17 protein-coding genes are annotated in these 19449 nt (G+C 55.3%); 15 read left to right on the plus strand and 2 right to left on the minus strand.

Features of this window, described 5'->3' with window-relative positions; genetic code table 11:
- Nucleotides 1–159 precede the first annotated feature (159 nt).
- Nucleotides 160–1467, plus strand: a complete 1308-nt coding sequence (locus HGBM_RS15140; protein WP_019121934.1) for a DRTGG domain-containing protein — start codon at nucleotides 160–162, stop codon at nucleotides 1465–1467.
- 179 nt (nucleotides 1468–1646) lie between these two features.
- Here the strand turns inward: HGBM_RS15140 and HGBM_RS15145 are convergent, their stop codons facing one another.
- Complete coding sequence (locus HGBM_RS15145) at nucleotides 1647–1958, minus strand: YtpI family protein (protein WP_019121935.1); 312 nt, start codon at nucleotides 1956–1958, stop codon at nucleotides 1647–1649.
- 155 nt (nucleotides 1959–2113) lie between these two features.
- Here HGBM_RS15145 and HGBM_RS15150 point away from each other — a divergent pair, with 155 nt between their 5' ends.
- The 11 genes from HGBM_RS15150 to HGBM_RS15200 all read left to right on the plus strand — a co-directional run bounded on the left by HGBM_RS15150 (nucleotide 2114) and on the right by HGBM_RS15200 (nucleotide 14309).
- Nucleotides 2114–5566 carry a DNA polymerase III subunit alpha gene (locus HGBM_RS15150; protein WP_019121936.1) on the plus strand — a complete coding sequence of 1151 codons (3453 nt, stop codon included), beginning with the start codon at nucleotides 2114–2116 and terminating at the stop codon, nucleotides 5564–5566.
- Between the two features lie 157 nt (nucleotides 5567–5723).
- Entirely contained in the window at nucleotides 5724–6962 is a 1239-nt protein-coding gene (gene ystJ / locus HGBM_RS15155; RefSeq protein WP_026074445.1) for an NADP-dependent malic enzyme, read from the plus strand.
- Nucleotides 6963–7017: 55 nt separating this feature from the next.
- The gene (locus tag HGBM_RS15160) at nucleotides 7018–7689 is read left to right on the plus strand and encodes a FadR/GntR family transcriptional regulator (RefSeq protein ID WP_026074446.1); all 672 of its coding nucleotides are present in this window, start codon (nucleotides 7018–7020) and stop codon (nucleotides 7687–7689) included.
- 74 nt (nucleotides 7690–7763) lie between these two features.
- Entirely contained in the window at nucleotides 7764–7946 is a 183-nt protein-coding gene (locus HGBM_RS15165; protein WP_019121939.1) for a hypothetical protein, read from the plus strand.
- Between the two features lie 22 nt (nucleotides 7947–7968).
- The gene (gene accD, locus HGBM_RS15170) at nucleotides 7969–8871 is read left to right on the plus strand and encodes an acetyl-CoA carboxylase, carboxyltransferase subunit beta (protein WP_019121940.1); all 903 of its coding nucleotides are present in this window, start codon (nucleotides 7969–7971) and stop codon (nucleotides 8869–8871) included.
- The gene (gene accA, locus HGBM_RS15175; protein ID WP_019121941.1) at nucleotides 8861–9817 is read left to right on the plus strand and encodes an acetyl-CoA carboxylase carboxyl transferase subunit alpha; all 957 of its coding nucleotides are present in this window, start codon (nucleotides 8861–8863) and stop codon (nucleotides 9815–9817) included. Before accD ends, accA begins: the two co-directional genes overlap by 11 nt.
- Before the next feature lie 219 nt (nucleotides 9818–10036).
- Nucleotides 10037–10996, plus strand: a complete 960-nt coding sequence (pfkA, locus tag HGBM_RS15180; protein WP_019121942.1) for a 6-phosphofructokinase — start codon at nucleotides 10037–10039, stop codon at nucleotides 10994–10996.
- A 51-nt stretch (nucleotides 10997–11047) separates the two neighbouring features.
- Entirely contained in the window at nucleotides 11048–12802 is a 1755-nt protein-coding gene (gene pyk, locus HGBM_RS15185; RefSeq protein WP_026074447.1) for a pyruvate kinase, read from the plus strand.
- Between the two features lie 67 nt (nucleotides 12803–12869).
- A complete protein-coding gene (locus HGBM_RS15190) occupies nucleotides 12870–13259 on the plus strand; it encodes an anti sigma factor C-terminal domain-containing protein (RefSeq protein WP_019121944.1) in 390 nt (129 codons plus the stop codon).
- A gap of 210 nt (nucleotides 13260–13469) precedes the next feature.
- The gene (locus HGBM_RS15195) at nucleotides 13470–13856 is read left to right on the plus strand and encodes an acyl-CoA thioesterase (protein WP_051029690.1); all 387 of its coding nucleotides are present in this window, start codon (nucleotides 13470–13472) and stop codon (nucleotides 13854–13856) included.
- Between the two features lie 57 nt (nucleotides 13857–13913).
- Nucleotides 13914–14309: an FxsA family protein gene (locus HGBM_RS15200; protein WP_019121946.1), complete on the plus strand. Its 396-nt coding sequence runs from the start codon at nucleotides 13914–13916 to the stop codon at nucleotides 14307–14309.
- A gap of 24 nt (nucleotides 14310–14333) precedes the next feature.
- Here the strand turns inward: HGBM_RS15200 and ytvI are convergent, their stop codons facing one another.
- Complete coding sequence (gene ytvI / locus HGBM_RS15205; protein ID WP_035287231.1) at nucleotides 14334–15467, minus strand: sporulation integral membrane protein YtvI; 1134 nt, start codon at nucleotides 15465–15467, stop codon at nucleotides 14334–14336.
- Between the two features lie 386 nt (nucleotides 15468–15853).
- On the opposite strand from ytvI, the gene citZ reads away from it, so the two are divergent.
- From citZ to mdh, 3 genes are all read left to right on the plus strand, one after another.
- Entirely contained in the window at nucleotides 15854–16966 is a 1113-nt protein-coding gene (citZ, locus tag HGBM_RS15210) for a citrate synthase (RefSeq protein ID WP_019121948.1), read from the plus strand.
- A gap of 107 nt (nucleotides 16967–17073) precedes the next feature.
- A complete protein-coding gene (icd, locus tag HGBM_RS15215) occupies nucleotides 17074–18357 on the plus strand; it encodes an NADP-dependent isocitrate dehydrogenase (protein WP_019121949.1) in 1284 nt (427 codons plus the stop codon).
- Between the two features lie 28 nt (nucleotides 18358–18385).
- The gene (gene mdh / locus HGBM_RS15220) at nucleotides 18386–19324 is read left to right on the plus strand and encodes a malate dehydrogenase (RefSeq protein WP_019121950.1); all 939 of its coding nucleotides are present in this window, start codon (nucleotides 18386–18388) and stop codon (nucleotides 19322–19324) included.
- Nucleotides 19325–19449 lie beyond the last annotated feature (125 nt).

A 19449-nucleotide genomic window follows, 5' to 3' on the forward strand; every position in this document is an offset into this window, starting at 1 on the left:
CTGTAATAATAGAAGGGTAAGATAAAGACACGATGAAAACCCCCTTAATTGTATATACTTCACACGGTGCAGCATTTGTGGCTGCGCTCTTTTTTTTGATTTTCCATAAGGTATATTGACATGAGAAGATAAAAAGCTGTGATGGAAGGTGGCGCGTAGATGACGAAACACGAACTCATATTAGATTACATCGATCGCCTGCCAGTCGGAACGAAGATCTCCGTACGACAAATTGCCAAGGATCTTGATGTCAGCGAAGGAACCGCATACCGAGCGATCAAGGAAGCAGAGGTACAGGGGTTCGTCAGCACGATCGAACGGGTAGGCACGGTGCGGATTGAGAAGAAACAGAAAGAAAACATTGAGCGCCTCACCTTCGCCGAAGTAGTAAATATTGTCGATGGCCACGTCTTGGGGGGGAAGGAAGGTCTCCACAAGACCCTGAATAAGTTCGTCATCGGTGCGATGAAGCTGGAAGCCATGATGCGCTACGTCGATGCCGGCAGCCTCTTGATCGTGGGCAACCGCGACCAGGCCCACAAGCTCTCCCTGCAGCACGGGGCGGCGGTGCTGATCACCGGCGGCTTCGACACCAATGACGATGTCAAACAGCTGGCGGATCAACTGGCCCTGCCGATCATCTCCTCCAGTTATGACACATTCACAGTGGCCTCCCTGATCAACCGGGCGATCTACGACCGCTTGATCAAAAAAGAGATCGTCATGGTGGAGGACATCCTCAAGCCGCTTTCGGAAACAGCCGTCCTGCGCCAAACCGATACAGTCGAGACCTGGCATCGCTTTACCGAGACCTACGGCGATACCCGGTTTGCGGTCGTGGACGACCAGATGCGCATCGTCGGGATTGTCACCTCCAAGGATATCATCGGCCACGGCGAGCAGGTTACGATCGACAAGGTGATGACCAAGAATCCGATTACCACATCACCCCGCGTCTCCGTCGCGTCTGCGGCCCAATTGATGGTGTGGGAAGGCATAGAATTGCTCCCGGTTGTAGACAATTATAAAAAACTGGTCGGAGTGCTGAGCCGCCAGGACGTCATCAAGGCTTTGCAGTACATGCAAAAACAGCCGCAGATGGGCGAGACCTTTACCAATCTGATCATGAGCAACTTCCGCGAAGAGAAGGAGGCCGAATCCGTCGTCTACCGGGGCAGGGTACTGCCGCAGATGACCAATCAGATCGGGACTGTCGCCAGCGGCGTCATGACGACGATCATGGTAGAGGCCGCCTGCAACGCGCTGCGGCAGCTGCGAAAAGGGGACATGATCCCGCAGAATATCACCATTTACTTTTTGAAGGCGATTCAGATGGAAAGCGAGATCACCGTTGTTCCGCAAGTGCTCGACATCAGCCGCCGGTTCGGGAAGGCCGAGGTGTCGGTCTATCACGAAGGCCAGATCGTGGGCAAAGCGATGATCACCACGCAGATTTTTGATAGATGAGTGTAAAAAAAGACAACCACGGCATCGCAGATGGTTGTCAAAGCTAGAATGTCACACGTTTGATTATATAAGATGACTGCGCATGTTGGTATCGAAAACAGTTGGCAATAGTGGCAATAATACCCGAGGATGCAAGGCGTTGAAACCTGCTCCTCGTTTTTGTTTGCAAACGGGAGCGCCTAGCTGTTCTTCTTCGCCAAATTGCGCCATTCCCTGCGGTACGACACGTAATTGCGCAGCCCCAGCACCAGGTTGACGCCGCCGACCAGAATAAAAACGATGCCGACAACGGCCCGCACGGTGGTAATTGTCTCAAACGTAAACTGGTTGATCCCCAGCAGCAGCAAAAGACAGCCCATGGCGGCGTTCATTTTCCCGAGGGTGAAACGCGATTCCAGCGGATGGATGCCGCTGCGTCGGGCATTGATGCTGAAGTAAACGCTGGCGATCAACGAAGCGAGCACACCTGTATAGTAAATGGCTAACCACATGTCGAATCATCCCTTCCAGCCTCACTCTTTCCATCTTACAGGAGAAGAGTTGGCTTGGTCAATCAGAGGCGATTGTTTGTTCGCATCGTTCGTTTTATAATAGTATCGGAATATGAACATCGTAATGAAAAGCTATGCCAGAGGAGAGAAGTCTGATGGGGACCCCATTTGTCCATCTGCATGTACACAGCGAATACAGCTTGCTCGACGGCGCCGCGCGGATCGAAGCGCTGGTAAAACAGGCGGCGGCGCTGGGAATGCAAGCGCTGGCGATCACAGACCACGCCAATCTCTACGGGGCGATCCCGTTCTATAAAGCATGCCGCCAATCGGGGATCAAACCGATCATCGGCATGGAAGCGTACCTGATTGACGGCGATCTTAGCCAGCGGCAGCTTCGCAGCTCTCCTGCTCCTTTCCACCTGACTTTGCTGGCAAAAGATCAGACTGGTTACCGGAACCTGATGAAGCTGAGTACGATTGCCCACACACAGGGTCATTCACTGGTGCCGCGCATCAATAAGGCGAGCCTGCGTCAGCACAGCGAGGGCTTGATCGGGCTCAGCGGCTGCCGACAGGGGGAAGTAGCCAGGCTGCTGGAGAATAACGAGCCGGAGGCGGCCGAACGGGCGGCACTTTGGTATGATCAGGTGTTTGGCCGCGGCCAGTTTTTTCTGGAACTGCAGGATCATGGGCTGGTCGCGGAGCGCCGTTTGAACCAGCGGCTGCTGCGGCTGCATCAGGCCACGGGAATTCCTGTCGCGGCGACGAACAATGTCCATTACGCCCGGCAGCACGATGCCGGGCTTCACGACGTGCTGCTGGCGATCAAAGAAGGCAAGGTCGTCGACGAAGCGGATCGCATTCGTTACGAGACGGAAGAGTACTACCTGAAAAGCGGGGAGGAGATGGCCCGGCTGTTCGCCTATGCCCCGGACGCGATTGCCAATACGGTGAAGATCGCCGAACAGTGCCAGTTGGAGCTGACCTTTGGCGGCCATATTTTGCCCCGCTTTCCGCTGCCGGAGGGAACAGATGCCGACCGGCTGCTGCGGGAGCTGTGCGAGCGGGGATGCCGCGACCGCTACGGAGAGATTTCTCCCGAAGTGCGGCAGCGGCTTGATTACGAGCTGGCGGTCATCACCAAAACCGGCTTTACCGATTATTTTCTGATCGTCTGGGACTTCATGCGCTACGCTCACGAACACGGCATCCCTACCGGACCGGGACGCGGCTCGGCTGCAGGCAGTCTGGTCGCTTACGCGCTGAAGATCACCAATGTCGATCCGCTCCGGTTTGACCTGCTGTTTGAGCGCTTCCTCAATCCCGAGCGGATCACCATGCCCGACATCGATATCGACTTTTCCGTCGAGCGGCGGGATGAGGTCATCCACTACGTCGCCGACAAATACGGGCACGACCGGGTGGCCCAGATCATCACCTTCGGAACGATGGCGGCCCGCGCCGTCGTCCGCGATGTCGGGAGGGCGCTGGGCATGTCGCTGGGTCTGGTGGACCGGGTGGCAAAAATGATTCCGCAATCGCACAGCATGACCATCGAAAAAGCGCTCCAGCTAAACCCCGACCTCGGCAAACTGATCGGCGAGAACCAACAGGTGGCGAAGTTGATCGACACGGCGCGGGGGTTGGAGGGATTGCCCAGGCACGCCTCGACCCATGCGGCCGGCGTGGTGATCTCGCGCGAACCGCTGACAGAGTACGTCCCGCTGCAGGAGGGAAATGACGGGCTCTGCTTGACGCAGTATCCGATGGATATTCTGGAAGAAGTCGGGCTGCTCAAGATGGACTTTCTCGGGCTGCGCAACCTGACGATCATTCAAGAGACGCTACGCCAACTGGAACGCGAGGGGATTCACCTCGACCCGGGCAAGCTGCCGCCGGATGATGAACCCACCTTTCGCATGCTGGCCCGCGGGGAGACGACCGGCATCTTCCAGTTGGAATCAGGCGGCATGCGCAATGTCCTCAAGGAACTTGGGCCCAGCTCACTGGACGACATCATCGCGGTGCTGGCTCTCTACCGGCCGGGACCGATGGAGATCATCCCGCAGTACATCAGGGCGAAGCACAAAGAACAGAAAGTCGCATATCCGCATCCGGACCTCGAGGCGATCTTGCGCGAGACCCACGGGTTTATCCTCTACCAGGAGCAGATCATGCAAATCTCCGCCAAGCTGGCCGGCTTTTCGCTGGGCGAGGCGGATATCCTGCGGCGGGCCGTTGGCAAAAAGAAGCGGGAGCTGCTTGCCGAGCAGCGGAGCCGGTTCGTCAGCGGCAGCGTTCGGCAGGGGTATTCGGAGAGCTTGGCCCACGAGGTGTACGACCTGATTGTCCGCTTTGCCGACTACGGCTTCAACAAGGCCCACTCCGTCGCGTATGCGATGATCTCGTATCAAATGGCCTACCTGAAAGCCAACTATCCGCTCGCCTTTATGGCGTCGCTTTTGTCGCTGTCCATCGGCAGCCAGAATCGGATTGCCGAGTATACGGAGGAGGCGCGCCGTCTGAAGCTGAAAGTCCTGCCGCCCGACGTCAACGACAGCGAGGCGCTGTTCGCAGTCCGGAACGGAGCGATTCGCTTTGGCCTGGCAGCGATAAAAAATGTCGGGTACGGGGCGATCGAATCCATCATCAGAGAGCGGGAGAAAGCTCCCTTTCGCGATATCGTCGACTTTTGCGCAAGGGTAGACAGCCGGTTGGTAAACCGCCGCGTCATCGAATCGCTCATCCTCTCCGGAGCGATGGACGGATTGCCGGGGCACCGCTCGCAACTGCTCGCCCTGCTGGACGAAGCGCTGGACAAGGCGTCCACCCGCCGCGATGAACGGCAGGGCGGTCAGATCAATTTATTCGTCCTGGCCGATGAAGCGGCTATGGGGCTGGCAAATCCCGCGGACGAGACGCAGATCGACCCAAGGCTGTACCCCGACGTGCCCCCGTTTACCCGCGGGCAGCAGCTGAAGGAGGAGCGGGAACTGCTCGGCGTCTACCTGTCCGGCCACCCGCTCGACGAATACGCCTCGCTGACCAGCCGCCCCGGCGTTTTCTCGGTCGCCAGACTGGCAGAGGCGAAGCGGGGAGATGTGGTGAAAATTGTCGGCATGGTGCTGGAAGCAAAACAAATTCAGACAAAAAAAGGCGAGCCGATGGCCTTTCTCACCGTGGAAGACAAGACTTCGACCGTAGAAGCCGTCGTCTTTCCCCAGGTGTATAAAAAGTACAGAGAGCTATGTCAGCGCGAGAGCCTGATCGTACTGGAAGGCAAGGTGGACGCCGGGGAGGAGGAGATCAAGCTGCTCGCCTCCAGGGTGTGGGATTTGGCCAGCCTGCCGAAACCCGCTACGGAAACCGTCCTGTTTGTGCGGATTTCACCGGAGCAGGAGCAGGGCCATACGCTAAAGAAGCTGCAGGAGCTGTTTGTCGAAAGAAAAGGAACGATTTCTGTGATTTTGTATTACGAGCGAAAAAAGCAGTCAGTCCGCCTGCCGGACGAGTTTCGCGTCCATGTCGATCCGTCGTTTTTGGAGCAAGCGAGAGCAATTGTGGGATATGACGGCGTAATTCAAAAAGAAATGACGATAAATTAGGGAGGATGGATGCTGTCCTCCTTTTTTGCATTATTTCCGCAGGTTTACAGGGTGGTGGGATTTGTTATAATGAGTACATGATTAAAACAGTGGTCTGACCACTTAAGTCATTGCAAAGAGAATAGGTCTTACATGGAGGGGAAGGACTGTGTCCAAGCTGACGAATTTGAGAGAAGAAGCATTAGAACTACATAAAAAAAGCCAAGGGAAATTGGAAACGGTGGCAAAAGTGCCGCTGCGTGACGCCCATGATCTGAGTTTGGCCTATTCGCCGGGTGTGGCTGAGCCGTGCAAGGAGATTTTCGATCATCCGGCAAAAGTGTACGATTACACGATGAAGAGCAATGTAGTCGCAGTCGTCAGCGATGGTACGGCTGTCCTGGGACTCGGCAACATCGGTCCGGAAGCGGCAATGCCCGTCATGGAGGGAAAAGCGGTGCTGTTCAAGTCGTTTGCCGGAGTAGACGCTTTTCCGATCTGCCTTGGCACCAACGATCCCGACAAAATCGTCGAAACCGTGAAGCTGCTGGAGCCGACCTTTGGCGGGGTAAACCTGGAGGATATCGCAGCGCCGGCTTGCTTTGAGATCGAGGAGCGGCTGAAAAAAGAGGCAGACATCCCTGTCTTCCACGACGATCAACACGGCACCGCAATCGTTACCGCCGCCGGGCTGATCAACGCCCTCAAAGTGACCAACAAGCGTCTCGATGAGATTCGCGTCGTCGCCAACGGTGCAGGTGCGGCCGGGATCGCCATCATCAAGCTGCTGATCAAAATGGGCGTGAAAGAAGTCATCATGTGCGATACGAAGGGAATCATCTACGAAGGCCGGACCTTCGGCATGAATCCGATCAAGGAAGAAGTGGCCAAAATTACCAACCGCTCCAAGCTGCAGGGTGACCTGGCCGATGCGATGAAAGGCGCGGACGTCTTTATCGGAGTCTCGGTGGCAGGGGCAGTCACGGTAGAGATGGTAGAGTCGATGAACCGCGATGCGATTATCTTTGCAATGGCCAACCCGGTTCCGGAGATCTTGCCGGAGGAAGCCAAGCAGGCAGGGGCAGCCGTCATTGGTACGGGGCGTTCTGACTTCCCGAACCAGGTGAATAACGTACTCGCCTTCCCGGGAATTTTCCGCGGCGCGCTGGACACGCATGCGACCAGCATCAATGAGGAGATGAAACTGGCAGCCGTCTACGCGATTGCCAATCTGGTAAGCGATGACGAACTGTCTGCAGACAAGGTGATTCCGGCGCCGTTTGACCCGAGAGTCGCACCTCATGTTGCGGCAGCGGTTGCCAAAGCGGCGATGGAAACAGGCGTTGCCCGCCATACGGTCGATCCGGAAGCGGTAAAAGAGAAGACATTTAGGCTCGCGTCTATTTCTCATCAATAAACCTGAGCGGTTGGTCAGCAAACAGGACCATGCCCGAGGGGGAGGAGTGGATGACGTGCTCGACTCATCTCAAAATCGCAAGGTGTACGAGGGAATTCTTCTGCAAATCAATGAGATCGTAACGCGGGACAATTTACGGGTAGGCGACAAGCTGCCCTCAGAGCGGGAACTCTCCGAGCAGCTTGGCGTCGGCCGCTCTTCGGTCAGGGAGGCGCTAAGAGCGCTGGAACTGCTCGGTCTGATTGAAACGCGGCGGGGCGAGGGCACTTTCCTTAAAAACTATCGGCATAATCGTTTTATCGACATCCTGGGCTACTTTTTATTGCGCGATGCCAAAACGAAAAAAGATCTGATCGAGATGAGGAAAATCCTTGAACTGGATGCGGTCCGCTTGGCCTGCCGGCGGGCGACCGCAAAACACTTTGAGGAGATGGAGCGAATTCTCGCCGCCTCATGGGAACGGCTGGCAAAAGGGGAAATCCCGACAGAAGAGGACTACATGTTTCACCGCGTCATCTGCCGTTCCAGCCGCAATTCAGTCCTGCATCGCATTTGGGCGCCGCTTGTCGAGTACAGCGAAAGCGCCCGCAGCAGTTCGCTGGCCCGGGAAGGACGGGCGAAAACGGCCTTGGAAGAACACGAACAAATCTTGGAGGCGATCCGCTCGGGAGACGAGGAAGCGGCTGCCGAAAAGATGAGGCTGCATCTGGAGAATAGCAAACTTTAGATTTGCGGGAATGACAAGCGCTGTGATATGATGATGCAGGTTTGTTTTAAGCGGGTATGAGGAGGAAGTCAGCAATGTGGACTGTCATCTACATCGCTCCCAGTGCAAGAATCGCCGAACGCATTCAACACCGTTTGACAGCTGAGGGATTTCTTGTGAAGGTTCGTGAGGCGAAAGTGTCCAAGCAGTACGAGATACTGGTGCCGGAAAGCGAGGTTCACGAAGTTCACGAGATTCTGGGCACGATTCTTCACTGAACCGTATTTGTGAGGTGTTACTGTGCTAAAAGATCTTTTTGGGAAAAAGAGGAAGTTCGCTACGGTCCCCACCCAGTCGCTGCGGCCAGCAGAACGCGAAACCGCCGTGGAGCAGAAAGAGGTACCGGAAGGATTAATGAATAAATGTCCCCGTTGCGGGGCGATTCACTACTCGAAGGACCTGGAGAAAAATCTGCGGGTCTGCCGCAGCTGCCAGTATCATTTTTCCCTGTCTGCTCCAGAGCGCTTGCAATCGCTCCTGGACGGCGGCGCGCTGACGGAAGAATTTGATGCTGCTCTGTGCTCCGACAATCCGCTCGGATTTCCGGGATATCTGGATAAATTGGAAAAAGACATGGAAGCGACCGGCCTGAAAGAGGCGGTCGTAACCGGTGAAGGATTATTAAACGGCAACCCGATTGTGATCGGGGTGATGGACTCGCGTTTTCGCATGGGCAGCATGGGTTCGGTCGTAGGCGAAAAAATTGCGCGGGCGATTGAACGGGCGATCGAGCGGAGAAGGCCGTTTATTCTCTTTTCGGCATCCGGCGGAGCCCGCATGCAGGAAGGCGTGCTCAGCCTGATGCAGATGGCGAAGGCGAGTGCGGCTTTGGCCCGCCTTCGCGAAGAGCGGCTGCTGTTTATCTCCGTTCTGACCAACCCGACGACAGGCGGTGTTTCCGCCAGTTTTGCTTCCCTGGGTGACTACAACATCGCCGAACCGGGTGCGCTTATCGGGTTTGCCGGCCGGCGAATCATTGAACAGACGATCCGCCAGGAATTGCCGAAAGACTTCCAAACGGCGGAATTTCTGCTGAAACACGGCCAGTTGGACATGGTCGTTCATCGCAAAGACCTGCGCGAGACGCTGAGCAAGCTGGTCGAGATGCATACACAGCCGGGGGGTGGAAACGATGGCCGGTGAACTCCCTTTTGAAAAACCGCTGGTAGAACTTCATGAGAAGATAAAAGAGCTGCGCAGGTTTACAGAGGAGAAGGGGATCGACTTCTCGGATGAAGTGGTGCGCCTGGAACAGAAGGCCAAGGACCTGGCAGAGCAGATATACGGGCAGTTGACGCCGTGGCATCGCGTCCAGATCGCCCGTCATCCGGAACGTCCGACTACGCTTGATTACATTCGGTTTATTTTCACGGACTTTATGGAGCTGCACGGCGATCGGCTCTACGGGGACGATGCCGCAATCGTCGGCGGAATCGCCAGATTAAACGGCCGTCCGGTTACCGTGATCGGACACCAAAAAGGAAAAGACACCAAGGACAACATCAACCGCAATTTTGGCATGCCGCATCCAGAGGGATACCGCAAGGCGCTGCGGCTGATGGAGCAGGCGGACAAATTTGGCCGCCCGATTATCTGCTTTATCAATACCTCTGGTGCCTATCCGGGAAAAGCGGCGGAGGAACGCGGACAAAGCGAGGCGATTGCCCGCAATCTGCGTGAAATGGCGCATTTCCGCGTACCGATTATTTGTGTTGTGACCGGGGAAGGCGGCAGCGGCGGTGCGCTGGCGATCGGGGTAGGAAATCTGATCTACATGCTGGAGAACTCTGTCTACTCCGTGATCTCGCCAGAGGGAGCAGCTGCTCTGCTGTGGAAGGATGCCAGCTTGGCGATGAGGGCGGCGGAGTCGATGAAAATCACTGCCGCAGACCTGCTTGAGCTGAACGTGATCGACGGTGTCATCGAAGAACCGTTTGGCGGCGCCCATCGCGATCCGGCGAAGCAGGCGGAACTGGTCAAACAGCAGCTGATCCTGGGACTGGAACAGTTGGATAAAATGACGCCCGATGAACTGGTACAGCATCGCTACAGCAAGTTCAAACAAATCGGTTATTACGCTTCCCTGTAAAATCAGGGAGGCGTTTTTTACTTTAAAATCAAGGTGAAATCTGATACAATCGGAAGCGCAGTAATAAAGGCAATTTTTTCAACAGTATAACACATTGATTGTTATTGGTATAACAGATATCGTAAATGGACTATAACAGTACTGTTGAAGGAAGCTTTTGTTACATACAGTAAACAAAACGAGCCATGCTAAACCCATGAGATATTTGAGGTGATGACGATGAAGAAAATAGCGGTATTAACCAGCGGCGGCGACGCTCCGGGAATGAACGCAGCGATCCGCGCCGCTGTTCGCCGGGCCGCTTTTCACGAGATACAAGTATACGGGGTTTTCCACGGGTATAATGGATTAATGCAGGGAGACATGCAGGAGCTGTCAATCGGTTCCGTCGGCGACATCATCCATCGCGGCGGAACGATCCTCTATTCGGCGAGAAGCGAAGAATTCAAGACCGAGGCCGGTCAGGTAAAAGCGGTAGAGCAGCTTCACAAGCACGGAATTGAAGGCTTGATCGTGATCGGCGGAGACGGCTCTTTTCGCGGGGCCCAGCAGCTGACCAAAAAGGGTTTTCCGACGATTGGCATCCCGGGGACGATTGACAACGACATTCCCTGCACCGACTTTACGATCGGCTTTGATACCGCGCTCAATACCATCGTCGATGCGATTGATAAGATCCGCGATACGGCTACCTCGCATGAGCGGACGTACATTATTGAGGTAATGGGACGCGACGCCGGGGACCTAGCGCTGTGGGCCGGCCTGGCTGCGGGTGCGGAATCCATCATGATCCCTGAAGCGGACCAGGATATGGACGACATCGTGGAGAGGCTCTACTCCGGCTATCGCCGCGGCAAGAAGCACTCGATTATCATCGTGGCCGAAGGTGTCGGCAGCGCCGCCCATTACGCGGAGGAGATCAAAAATCGGACCGGCTGGGAGACCCGGGTCACCGTGCTTGGCCACATCCAGCGCGGAGGATCGCCGACTGCCTTTGACCGCATGTTGGCCAGCCGGATGGGTGCCGCGGCTGTCGATTTGCTGATCGAGGGAAAAGCGGACCGCATGGTCGGAATCCAGAACAACGAGATCGTCGACATCGATATCGACGAAGCACTTGCACAAAAACACCAGCTTAATTTGTCCGTTTACCAGTTGGCACGTACGCTTTCCATTTAGGAAAGCGTGTGTGCCCTGTGGAAACCATTTGGCAAGGGGGAGTCTGTTTTGTTGTTACGCAAAGCGAAAATTGTTTGCACCATCGGTCCGGCAAGCGAATCCGTAGAAACGCTGAAAAAAATGATCAATGCGGGTATGAATGTGGCGCGCCTCAACTTTTCACACGGGTCGCACGAAGAGCATGCCGCCCGGATCGCCAACATTCGGCAAGCTGCCCGGGAGACTGGCAAGCACATCGGAATCCTGCTCGATACCAAAGGCCCTGAGATTCGCACAGGCAGCCTGGCTGTCGATAGTGTGGAACTGCGGGAGGGCAATACGATCACCCTGACGACGGAGGATGTGCCGGGCACGGAAGAACGGGTTTCGATTACATACAAAGATCTGCCCCGGGACGTTCAAGTCGGCAGCACAATTCTGATTGACGACGGCTTGATCGGCTTGACCGTCGAGAAACTGGAAGGTGGGGAGATCATCTGCCGGATTAAAAACGGCGGCACCTTGAAGAGCAAGAAAGGCGTAAACGTACCGGGAGTCAAGATCAATCTGCCAGGAATCACGGAAAAAGACGCCCAGGATATCGCCTTTGGCATCGAGCAGGGGATCGATTTTATTGCGGCGTCCTTTGTCCGCAAAGCGGCGGACATCCTGGAAATTCGCGAAATTCTCGAGCGGTACGGAGCAGCGATAGACATCATCGCCAAGATTGAAAATGAAGAAGGCGTTCAGAACATCGATGAGATCCTCGCTGTCACCGACGGCCTGATGGTGGCGCGCGGCGACCTCGGTGTGGAGATACCCGCCGAAGAGGTGCCGCTGGTGCAAAAAATGCTGATCGCCAAGTGCAATGAGCTGGGCAAGCCAGTCATCACCGCGACACAGATGCTGGATTCGATGCAGCGCAACCCCCGTCCGACCAGAGCGGAGGCAAGTGACGTGGCCAATGCGATTTTCGACGGGACAGATGCAATCATGCTGTCAGGCGAGACGGCTGCCGGCAAGTATCCGGTAGAATCGGTCGAGACGATGAACCGGATCGCGCTGCGCACCGAACAGGAGTTGAACTACCGCGAGATTTTATCGGCGCACAAGGCACAAGGGCGGGTAACGATCCCGGATGCGATCAGCCAGGCCGTAGCCAGCGCCGCCCTGGATCTGGAAGCGGCCGCGATCATTACCGCCACGGAGTCTGGTCACACGGCGCGGATGGTTTCCAAATACCGGCCCAAAGCGCCGATCATCGCCGTCACTCCGCACAAGGGCGTCCTGCGCCGCCTGTCTCTGACAAACGGCGTTTACCCGATCCTTGGGGCCATCGCCAATACGACGGACGACATGCTGGAGCAATCCGTTGAAGAGGCCGTGAAATCGGGATTGGCCCGCCGCGGCGACCTGGTCATCATCACAGCGGGAGTGCCCGTGCGGGAAACCGGGACAACCAATCTGATGAAGATCCACGTCATCGGCGACATCATCGCCAAAGGCCAGGGAATTGGCCGAAAAGTGGTGACAGGGAAAGTCGTCATCGCCCGCTCAGCCAAAGAGGCTTTGGAGCGGATCGAAGACGGTGCGATCCTGGTCACGATCGGCACGGATTCCGACATGATCGAGGCGTTTAAGCGCGCAGGCGCGGTCATCACCGAGGAGGGCGGGTTGACGTCTCACGCCGCGATCGTCGGCCTGAATCTCAACGTCCCGGTCATCGTTGGCGTAGACAATGCTACCGGGCTGTTGCACGACGGCGCGATCGTCACGGTCGATTCGGAGCGCGGCCACATCTATACAGGCATGACGCGCGTTTTGTAGGCTCACCGGCAAAAAAACGGACAGGCAGGAAGGTTCCGCTGCCTGTCCGTTTTTTCCGTACAGAAAAGTGAGACATTCATCATTCTCCAGCATACGACAGAACGCTGCAACTTCCTCTGCCGGAATAGGATATGCGGGCGGATTCATCGTTTTCAGCGGCGAAGGGGAGCGCAGGGCAAAGGCGCTGATCGCCGAGATGGAGTTTTTGCAAAGCCGGAAAAAGTGGGCGGAACCGATGCTGCAGCGGTCTTTGGACGACAGGGATGCCAAGCTGGACGAGCGGATCGGTTACCTGCAGAAAAACGGCGTCCGTCTCTACGGAGCGGTCATCACCGGACCGACAAAAGAACTGCTGAAGCTGCAGAGAGAACCTTTGATCACCGACCCGTTCGTCGGCCAAACCGACTGGTGGAACTGGGATCAGGCAGAGGCAGGCGGGAGAGTATACAGCTGGTAGGATGGCTGTCTTTCTCCGCTTTTATTGCCGCCGGGGATACGGTACAATAAAAGGACAGGAGCAGCCAGCATGGCAAGGATGACATCCGGGAACCCCCGGATTTTTTCGTAGCTGCCTATCATTTTGCCAAAAAAAAGGAGTGAAGCTTTTGTGAGTGCAGAGTTTTATCGTTCGGCTCGACTGCGGGTACGCTATAAAGAAACGGATCAGATGGGCGTCGTCCACCATGCCAACTACTTGAGCTGGTTTGAAATGGGACGAACGGAGCTGATCAGGGAAGCGGGGTTAAGTTATCGGCAATTGGAAGAAAGGGGAATCCTCTTGCCTCTGACCGATACTTCCCTCTCGTTTAAATATCCGGCCCGATACGATGATGAGATCGAGGTTCGCACCTGGGTGGAAGAGATTTCTCCAGTGCGGATCGTATTTGCCTATGAAATTCGCCGGGCAGCCGATGAACAGCTGCTGGTAACCGGGAAGACCCATCACGCTTTTACCACTCCGGATTTCCGCCCGGTACGGGTAAACCGCCTGCAACCGGAAGTATTCGAGTGGCTCAAAGAGGAACATTTGAGGGCGTTTCCGCCTGTGATGTAGTTGTCAGAAGGTCGCCGGCCCCTGTTCTTGCAATCTCCGCTTTAGGTGGTGTGACAGATGTTCCGCATCCTGATCGTCCTGTTTATCTTCGTGCCGATAATTGAACTGTGGGGCTTGATCGCCGTGGGCAAGGTGATCGGCGGCTGGCAGACCGTCGGCTTGGCCATCCTCATCAGCATCTTTGGAGCCTGGCTGGCGAAACAGCAGGGGCTGCAGGTGCTTCGCCTCGTCCAACTGCAGCTGTCCCGCGGCCAGATGCCGACAGACGCGCTGCTGGACGGCCTGTTGGTGCTGTTTGGCGGGCTGCTGCTGTTGGTGCCGGGATTTTTTACCGATCTGCTTGGCCTTCTCCTGCTGATTCCGTACACGCGGATGTTCGTTCATTTTTTCTTGAAAAAGTGGATTCAGTTCCTCATCGTCTCCGGAAAAATCCGCTTTTTGTTTCGCCGGTAGCAGGAGGCAGAGACGCCTGGGGCCTCATCCGGAAGGGGAACCCTTGATGTAGCCCCAGATATCCTGAAACACGTTGGCTCTGATGAGCGCGTTGAACACGACCAGGCTGACCGGTCCGATGATCAGGCCGAGAAATCCGAACAGCTTCAACCCGACAAACAAGGCGATCAGCGTCAGCAAGGGATCCAGACCGACGCTGTCGGCGAGCACCTTCGGCTCGACGATCTGTCGGAAGATCACGACAACGGCGTAGAGGATCGCCAGCCCGATCACCAGCCCGTACTGTCCCTTGAAGAACAGGTAGATGATCCAGGGGATAAACACGGTCCCCGTACCCAGGTAGGGCAAAAGGTCGACAAGTCCCGTCAACAGGCCGATCGTAATCGCATACGGCACCCGCAGGATCAAGAGTCCGATGATAACGATCGCAGCCGTAAGCGAGATAATGGTAAGCTGGGCCCGGACAAAGCCGACCAGGGCGTTGCGCAGATCGAGCAGAATCGCGTCCAGCCTGCTGTTGATTCCTCCCGGCAAAAGGCGGCGAAAGCGGTCCTTCCAGCGGTAAAAATCCTTGCTGATGAAAAACGCACCCAGCAGGGAGATGACGAGGATCGTCGCCAGGTTCGGCAGGGACATCAGCAGGTTGTACAAGCCGCCGAGGACCTGCAGCACCAGGTTTTGGCCTGCCAGGGACACGCTGCTCACGGCGGCGTTTATTTTATCGGATACCGCTTCCTGGTAGTTTTGATCCAGCTGGGTGAAGAAAAACTGCAGCCTGTTTTGCAGCCCGACGATGAAGTCATTGGAAATGATATTCTGGATCTGGCTTGTCAGCTCGCTGATAAAGGTCGGCATCTTGCTGATCAGCACGCCAAGTTCTCCCACCGTTTTCGTGATGATGAGCGTCAACAGTCCGCCGAGCACAGCAACCCCGAGCAGCAGCACCAGACAGACCGACAGCCAGCGCGGTATTTTGGCATTCCTGGTCAGATAGGTAACGGGCCGGTTCATCAGCAAGGCAATGAGTAAGGAGATAATAAATGGGAAAAGTAAAGGTGTTGCGTATCGGAGAATAACGATACCGGCGACAATCAACAGGACGACCCAGTTAAATCGAATGATCTGGAATAATCGAGTAACCCAATTTTCCGGAGTCAGGATAAATCTCCCCTTTGCCAACACGCAGTAAATGCATATCTGATACCCATTATGCCGCAATCGGCGGGCAACGGCAAGCGAGCCGTTGGAGGCTCGTCAGACACAATTTGTACATTTTTCATTCACAAAAATGCAATTATCTACTATAATTGTTGTCGGATTATGGTTTTCAATCTTTCTTTTCCTGCCATATATGGAGAAGCTTCATGCGAACTTCTTCCCTTTTTGCGTAAAGGCGTCTCTCACCGTTCATCCAGGCCCTACATACAAACTGATGCAACCTTGACAGGCGCCTTTTACTTGCGACAGTTATACGAAATGGCAGTAAAAGGAAGATCGGCCAAATTGAATAGAGAGACCATTATGTTGGAAAAGGAGAGAGTTCGATGACAGCAACAAAAGGTCTGGAAGGAATTATCGCAGCTCAATCATCCATCTGCTCGATCGTGGATGGCGTACTCTGTTACAGAGGCATCAATGTCGACGAACTCGCTGAAAAGGCGAGTTTCGAGGAAGTTGTCTACCTGCTCTGGAACGGCAAACTGCCGAACCGCAGCCAGTTGGATGAATTGAAAAAGAACCTGGGAGAGAATGCTGCTGTCCCTCAAGAAGTGATCGACAGCATCCGCTCTTATCCAAAAGGTGTTCACCCGATGGCGATCCTGCGGACAGCCGTCTCCTTGTTGGGATTGTACGATCAAGAAGCGCAGGATATGTCTGCTGAAGCCAATTACCGCAAATCGGTTCGACTGATGGCCCAGACTCCGACGATCGTCGCGGCTTACGCCCGGATTCGCAAAGGATTGGAGCCGGTCGCCCCGGATCCGAAGATGTCTCTTGCGGAAAACTTTTTATACATGCTGTCCGGCGAAAAACCGTCGGAAACCGCCATCAAGGCTTTTAATACGGCGTTGATTCTGCACGCCGACCACGAATTGAACGCCTCTACGTTTGCCGCCCGCGTCACAGTAGCTACCTTGACAGACATCTACTCCGGCATCGTATCGGCGATCGGTACGCTCAAAGGGCCGCTTCACGGGGGTGCCAACGAGCAAGTGGCTGCCATGCTGGCCGAAATCGGCACGCTGGAAAACGTCGAGCCATATATCCGCCGTGCCCTTGACAACAAGCAAAAAATCATGGGCTTTGGTCACCGCGTCTACAAGAACGGCGATCCGCGGGCAAAATGGCTGCGCGAAATGTCGAAAGCACTGACCAAACAGGTGGGCCGCGAAGAGCTGTACCAGATGTCTGTAAAGATTGAGGAAATGGTGACAAGCGAAAAGGGTCTGCTGCCGAACGTCGATTTCTATTCCGCTTCCGTCTACACTTCGCTCGGTTTGGAAAGCGATCTGTTTACCCCGATCTTCGCCATCAGCCGCATGTCCGGCTGGACTGCCCATATCATGGAGCAGTATGAAAACAACCGACTGATCCGCCCGCGTGCCGAATATACGGGTCCGGTGAACCAGCATTACGTTCCGATCGACCAGCGCTGATTGGTCGACCGTGAAACCGCTAGCACGACGCAGTAGGACTACCACATGGTTGTGGTAGTTCTCCTACTGTGTATTACCTTTTGATAAATCAGGTTGGAGGGATATTCGTGTTCAAGAACTTGCAAAAGCCAGCTACAGGGGAAAAAATTACGGTCGACAACGGCAAATTGGTCGTTCCAAACAATCCAATTGTTCCGTTCATTGAGGGGGACGGCACCGGCCCGGACATTTGGAAGGCATCGGTCCGCGTATTGGATGCCGCTGTTGAGAAAGCTTACAAGGGCGAAAAGAAAATCGCCTGGTTTGAAGTGTTTGCCGGTGAAAAAGCGTTCAATCAATTTGGCGAATGGCTGCCGGAAGATACGCTGACGGCAATTCGTGAATACCTGATTGCGATCAAAGGTCCGCTGACTACTCCGGTCGGAGGCGGCATCCGCTCTATCAACGTAGCGCTGCGTCAGGAACTGGACCTTTACGCCTGTGTGCGCCCTGTTCAGTACTTTGAAGGCGTGCCGTCTCCGGTGAAACACCCTGAGTTGACCAACATGGTCATTTTCCGCGAAAACACGGAAGACATTTACGCAGGTGTCGAGTGGGCGGAAGGCACTCCGGAAGTGAAGAAAGTGATCGAATTCCTGCAAAAAGAGATGGGCGTTAAGAAAATCCGCTTCCCGGAAACGTCCGGTATCGGCATCAAGCCCGTATCCAAAGAGGGAACCGAGCGTCTGGTGCGGGCGGCGATTGACTATGCGCTGGCAAACAACCGCAAATCTGTCACGCTGGTTCACAAGGGCAACATCATGAAGTTTACGGAAGGTGCCTTCAAAAACTGGGGATACGCCGTAGCAGAAGCTGAGTACGGCGACAAGGTGTTCACCTGGGCCCAGTACGACCGCATCAAGGCAGAGGGCGGTGATGCCGACAAAGCACAGAAAGAAGCGGAAGCCGCAGGCAAACTGATCGTGAAAGACGTCATCGCCGACGCTTTCCTGCAGCAAATCCTCACTCGTCCGGCAGAATACGATGTCGTAGCAACGCTCAACCTGAACGGCGACTACATCTCCGATGCTCTGGCAGCGCAAGTCGGCGGGATCGGTATCGCCCCTGGCGCCAACATCAACTACCTGACTGGCCATGCTGTATTTGAAGCAACGCACGGTACTGCTCCAAAATACGCCGGCTTGGACAAGGTCAACCCGTCGTCTGTCATTCTTTCCGGGGAAATGCTGCTCCGTCACCTCGGCTGGAACGAAGCAGCTGACCTGTTGATCCGTACCATGGAGAAGACCATCTCGGCCAAAACGGTCACGTACGACTTTGCCCGCCTGATGGAGGGAGCTACGGAACTCAAGTGCTCCGAGTTTGCTGACGCCTTGATCAAAAACATGTAAGAGCGCGCAGATAAAAGGAGGAATTTCAATGGCATTCCGACGCAAAAAAATCGCCGTTATCGGCAGCGGCTTTACTGGGGCGACCACCGCGTTTATTCTGGCGCAAAAAGAACTGGGAGACATTGTGCTCGTCGATATTCCGCAACTGGAAAATCCGACGAAGGGGAAAGCCCTCGATATGCTGGAGTCTTCCCCGGTGCTCGGTTTTGACGCTAATATCACAGGTACTGCCAACTACGCGGACATCAAGGACTCCGATCTGGTCATCATCACAGCCGGGATCGCCCGCAAGCCTGGGATGTCCCGCGACGATCTGGTCAACACCAACGCCGGCATCATGCGTTCGGTAGCAGAGCAGGTGAAGACGTATGCGCCTAACTCCATCGTCATCATCCTGTCCAACCCGGTAGATGCGATGACCTACACCTTCTTCAAGACCTCCGGGTTCCCCAAAGAGCGCGTCATCGGCCAGTCCGGAGTGCTGGATACCGCTCGCTTCCGCACGTTCGTAGCCCAGGAACTGAACGTGTCGGTAGAAGATGTGACCGGCTTCGTTCTGGGCGGACACGGCGACGACATGGTTCCGCTCGTCCGTTACTCCTATGCCGGCGGCATTCCGTTGGAAAAGCTGATTCCGAAAGACCGTCTCGACGCGATTGTCGAGCGTACGCGCAAAGGCGGCGGCGAAATTGTCAACCTCCTCGGCAACGGCTCTGCCTACTACGCACCAGCCGCCTCCCTGGTGCAAATGGCGGAGGCTATTCTGAAAGACAAGAAGCGCATTCTCCCGGCGATTGCTTACCTGGAGGGCGAGTACGGCTACAACAACCTGTACCTGGGCGTTCCGACGCTGCTCGGCGGTTCCGGTCTCGAGAAAGTATACGAACTGGAATTGACTGCCGAAGAGAAAGCGGCACTCGACAAGTCGGCTGAATCTGTCCGCAACGTCATGAGGGTATTGGAGTAGTTGCCCGATTAGACCATACTCGCAAAGAGTCGTAAATCACAAGGATGACACATATATGTTTTCATATGTGTCATCCTTTTTTATTGACGAAAAAGCGAGGCGAAGCGCCGTGGTTTACAATTTGG

Source organism: Brevibacillus massiliensis (genome assembly GCF_000311785.1).
GTDB classification, from domain to species: domain Bacteria; phylum Bacillota; class Bacilli; order Brevibacillales; family Brevibacillaceae; genus Brevibacillus_C; species Brevibacillus_C massiliensis.

Excerpts from the sequence above, each read along its gene's own strand:
- HGBM_RS15140 (WP_019121934.1), top strand. The coding sequence starts at position 160 with ATGACGAAACACGAACTCATATTAGATTACATCGATCGCCTGCCAGTC.
- HGBM_RS15145 (WP_019121935.1), bottom strand. The coding sequence starts at position 1,958 with ATGTGGTTAGCCATTTACTATACAGGTGTGCTCGCTTCGTTGATCGCC.
- HGBM_RS15150 (WP_019121936.1), top strand. The coding sequence starts at position 2,114 with ATGGGGACCCCATTTGTCCATCTGCATGTACACAGCGAATACAGCTTG.
- HGBM_RS15165 (WP_019121939.1), top strand. The coding sequence starts at position 7,764 with ATGTGGACTGTCATCTACATCGCTCCCAGTGCAAGAATCGCCGAACGC.
- accA (WP_019121941.1), top strand. The coding sequence starts at position 8,861 with ATGGCCGGTGAACTCCCTTTTGAAAAACCGCTGGTAGAACTTCATGAG.
- pfkA (WP_019121942.1), top strand. The coding sequence starts at position 10,037 with ATGAAGAAAATAGCGGTATTAACCAGCGGCGGCGACGCTCCGGGAATG.
- HGBM_RS15195 (WP_051029690.1), top strand. The coding sequence starts at position 13,470 with ATGGGCGTCGTCCACCATGCCAACTACTTGAGCTGGTTTGAAATGGGA.
- HGBM_RS15200 (WP_019121946.1), top strand. The coding sequence starts at position 13,914 with ATGTTCCGCATCCTGATCGTCCTGTTTATCTTCGTGCCGATAATTGAA.
- citZ (WP_019121948.1), top strand. The coding sequence starts at position 15,854 with ATGACAGCAACAAAAGGTCTGGAAGGAATTATCGCAGCTCAATCATCC.
- mdh (WP_019121950.1), top strand. The coding sequence starts at position 18,386 with ATGGCATTCCGACGCAAAAAAATCGCCGTTATCGGCAGCGGCTTTACT.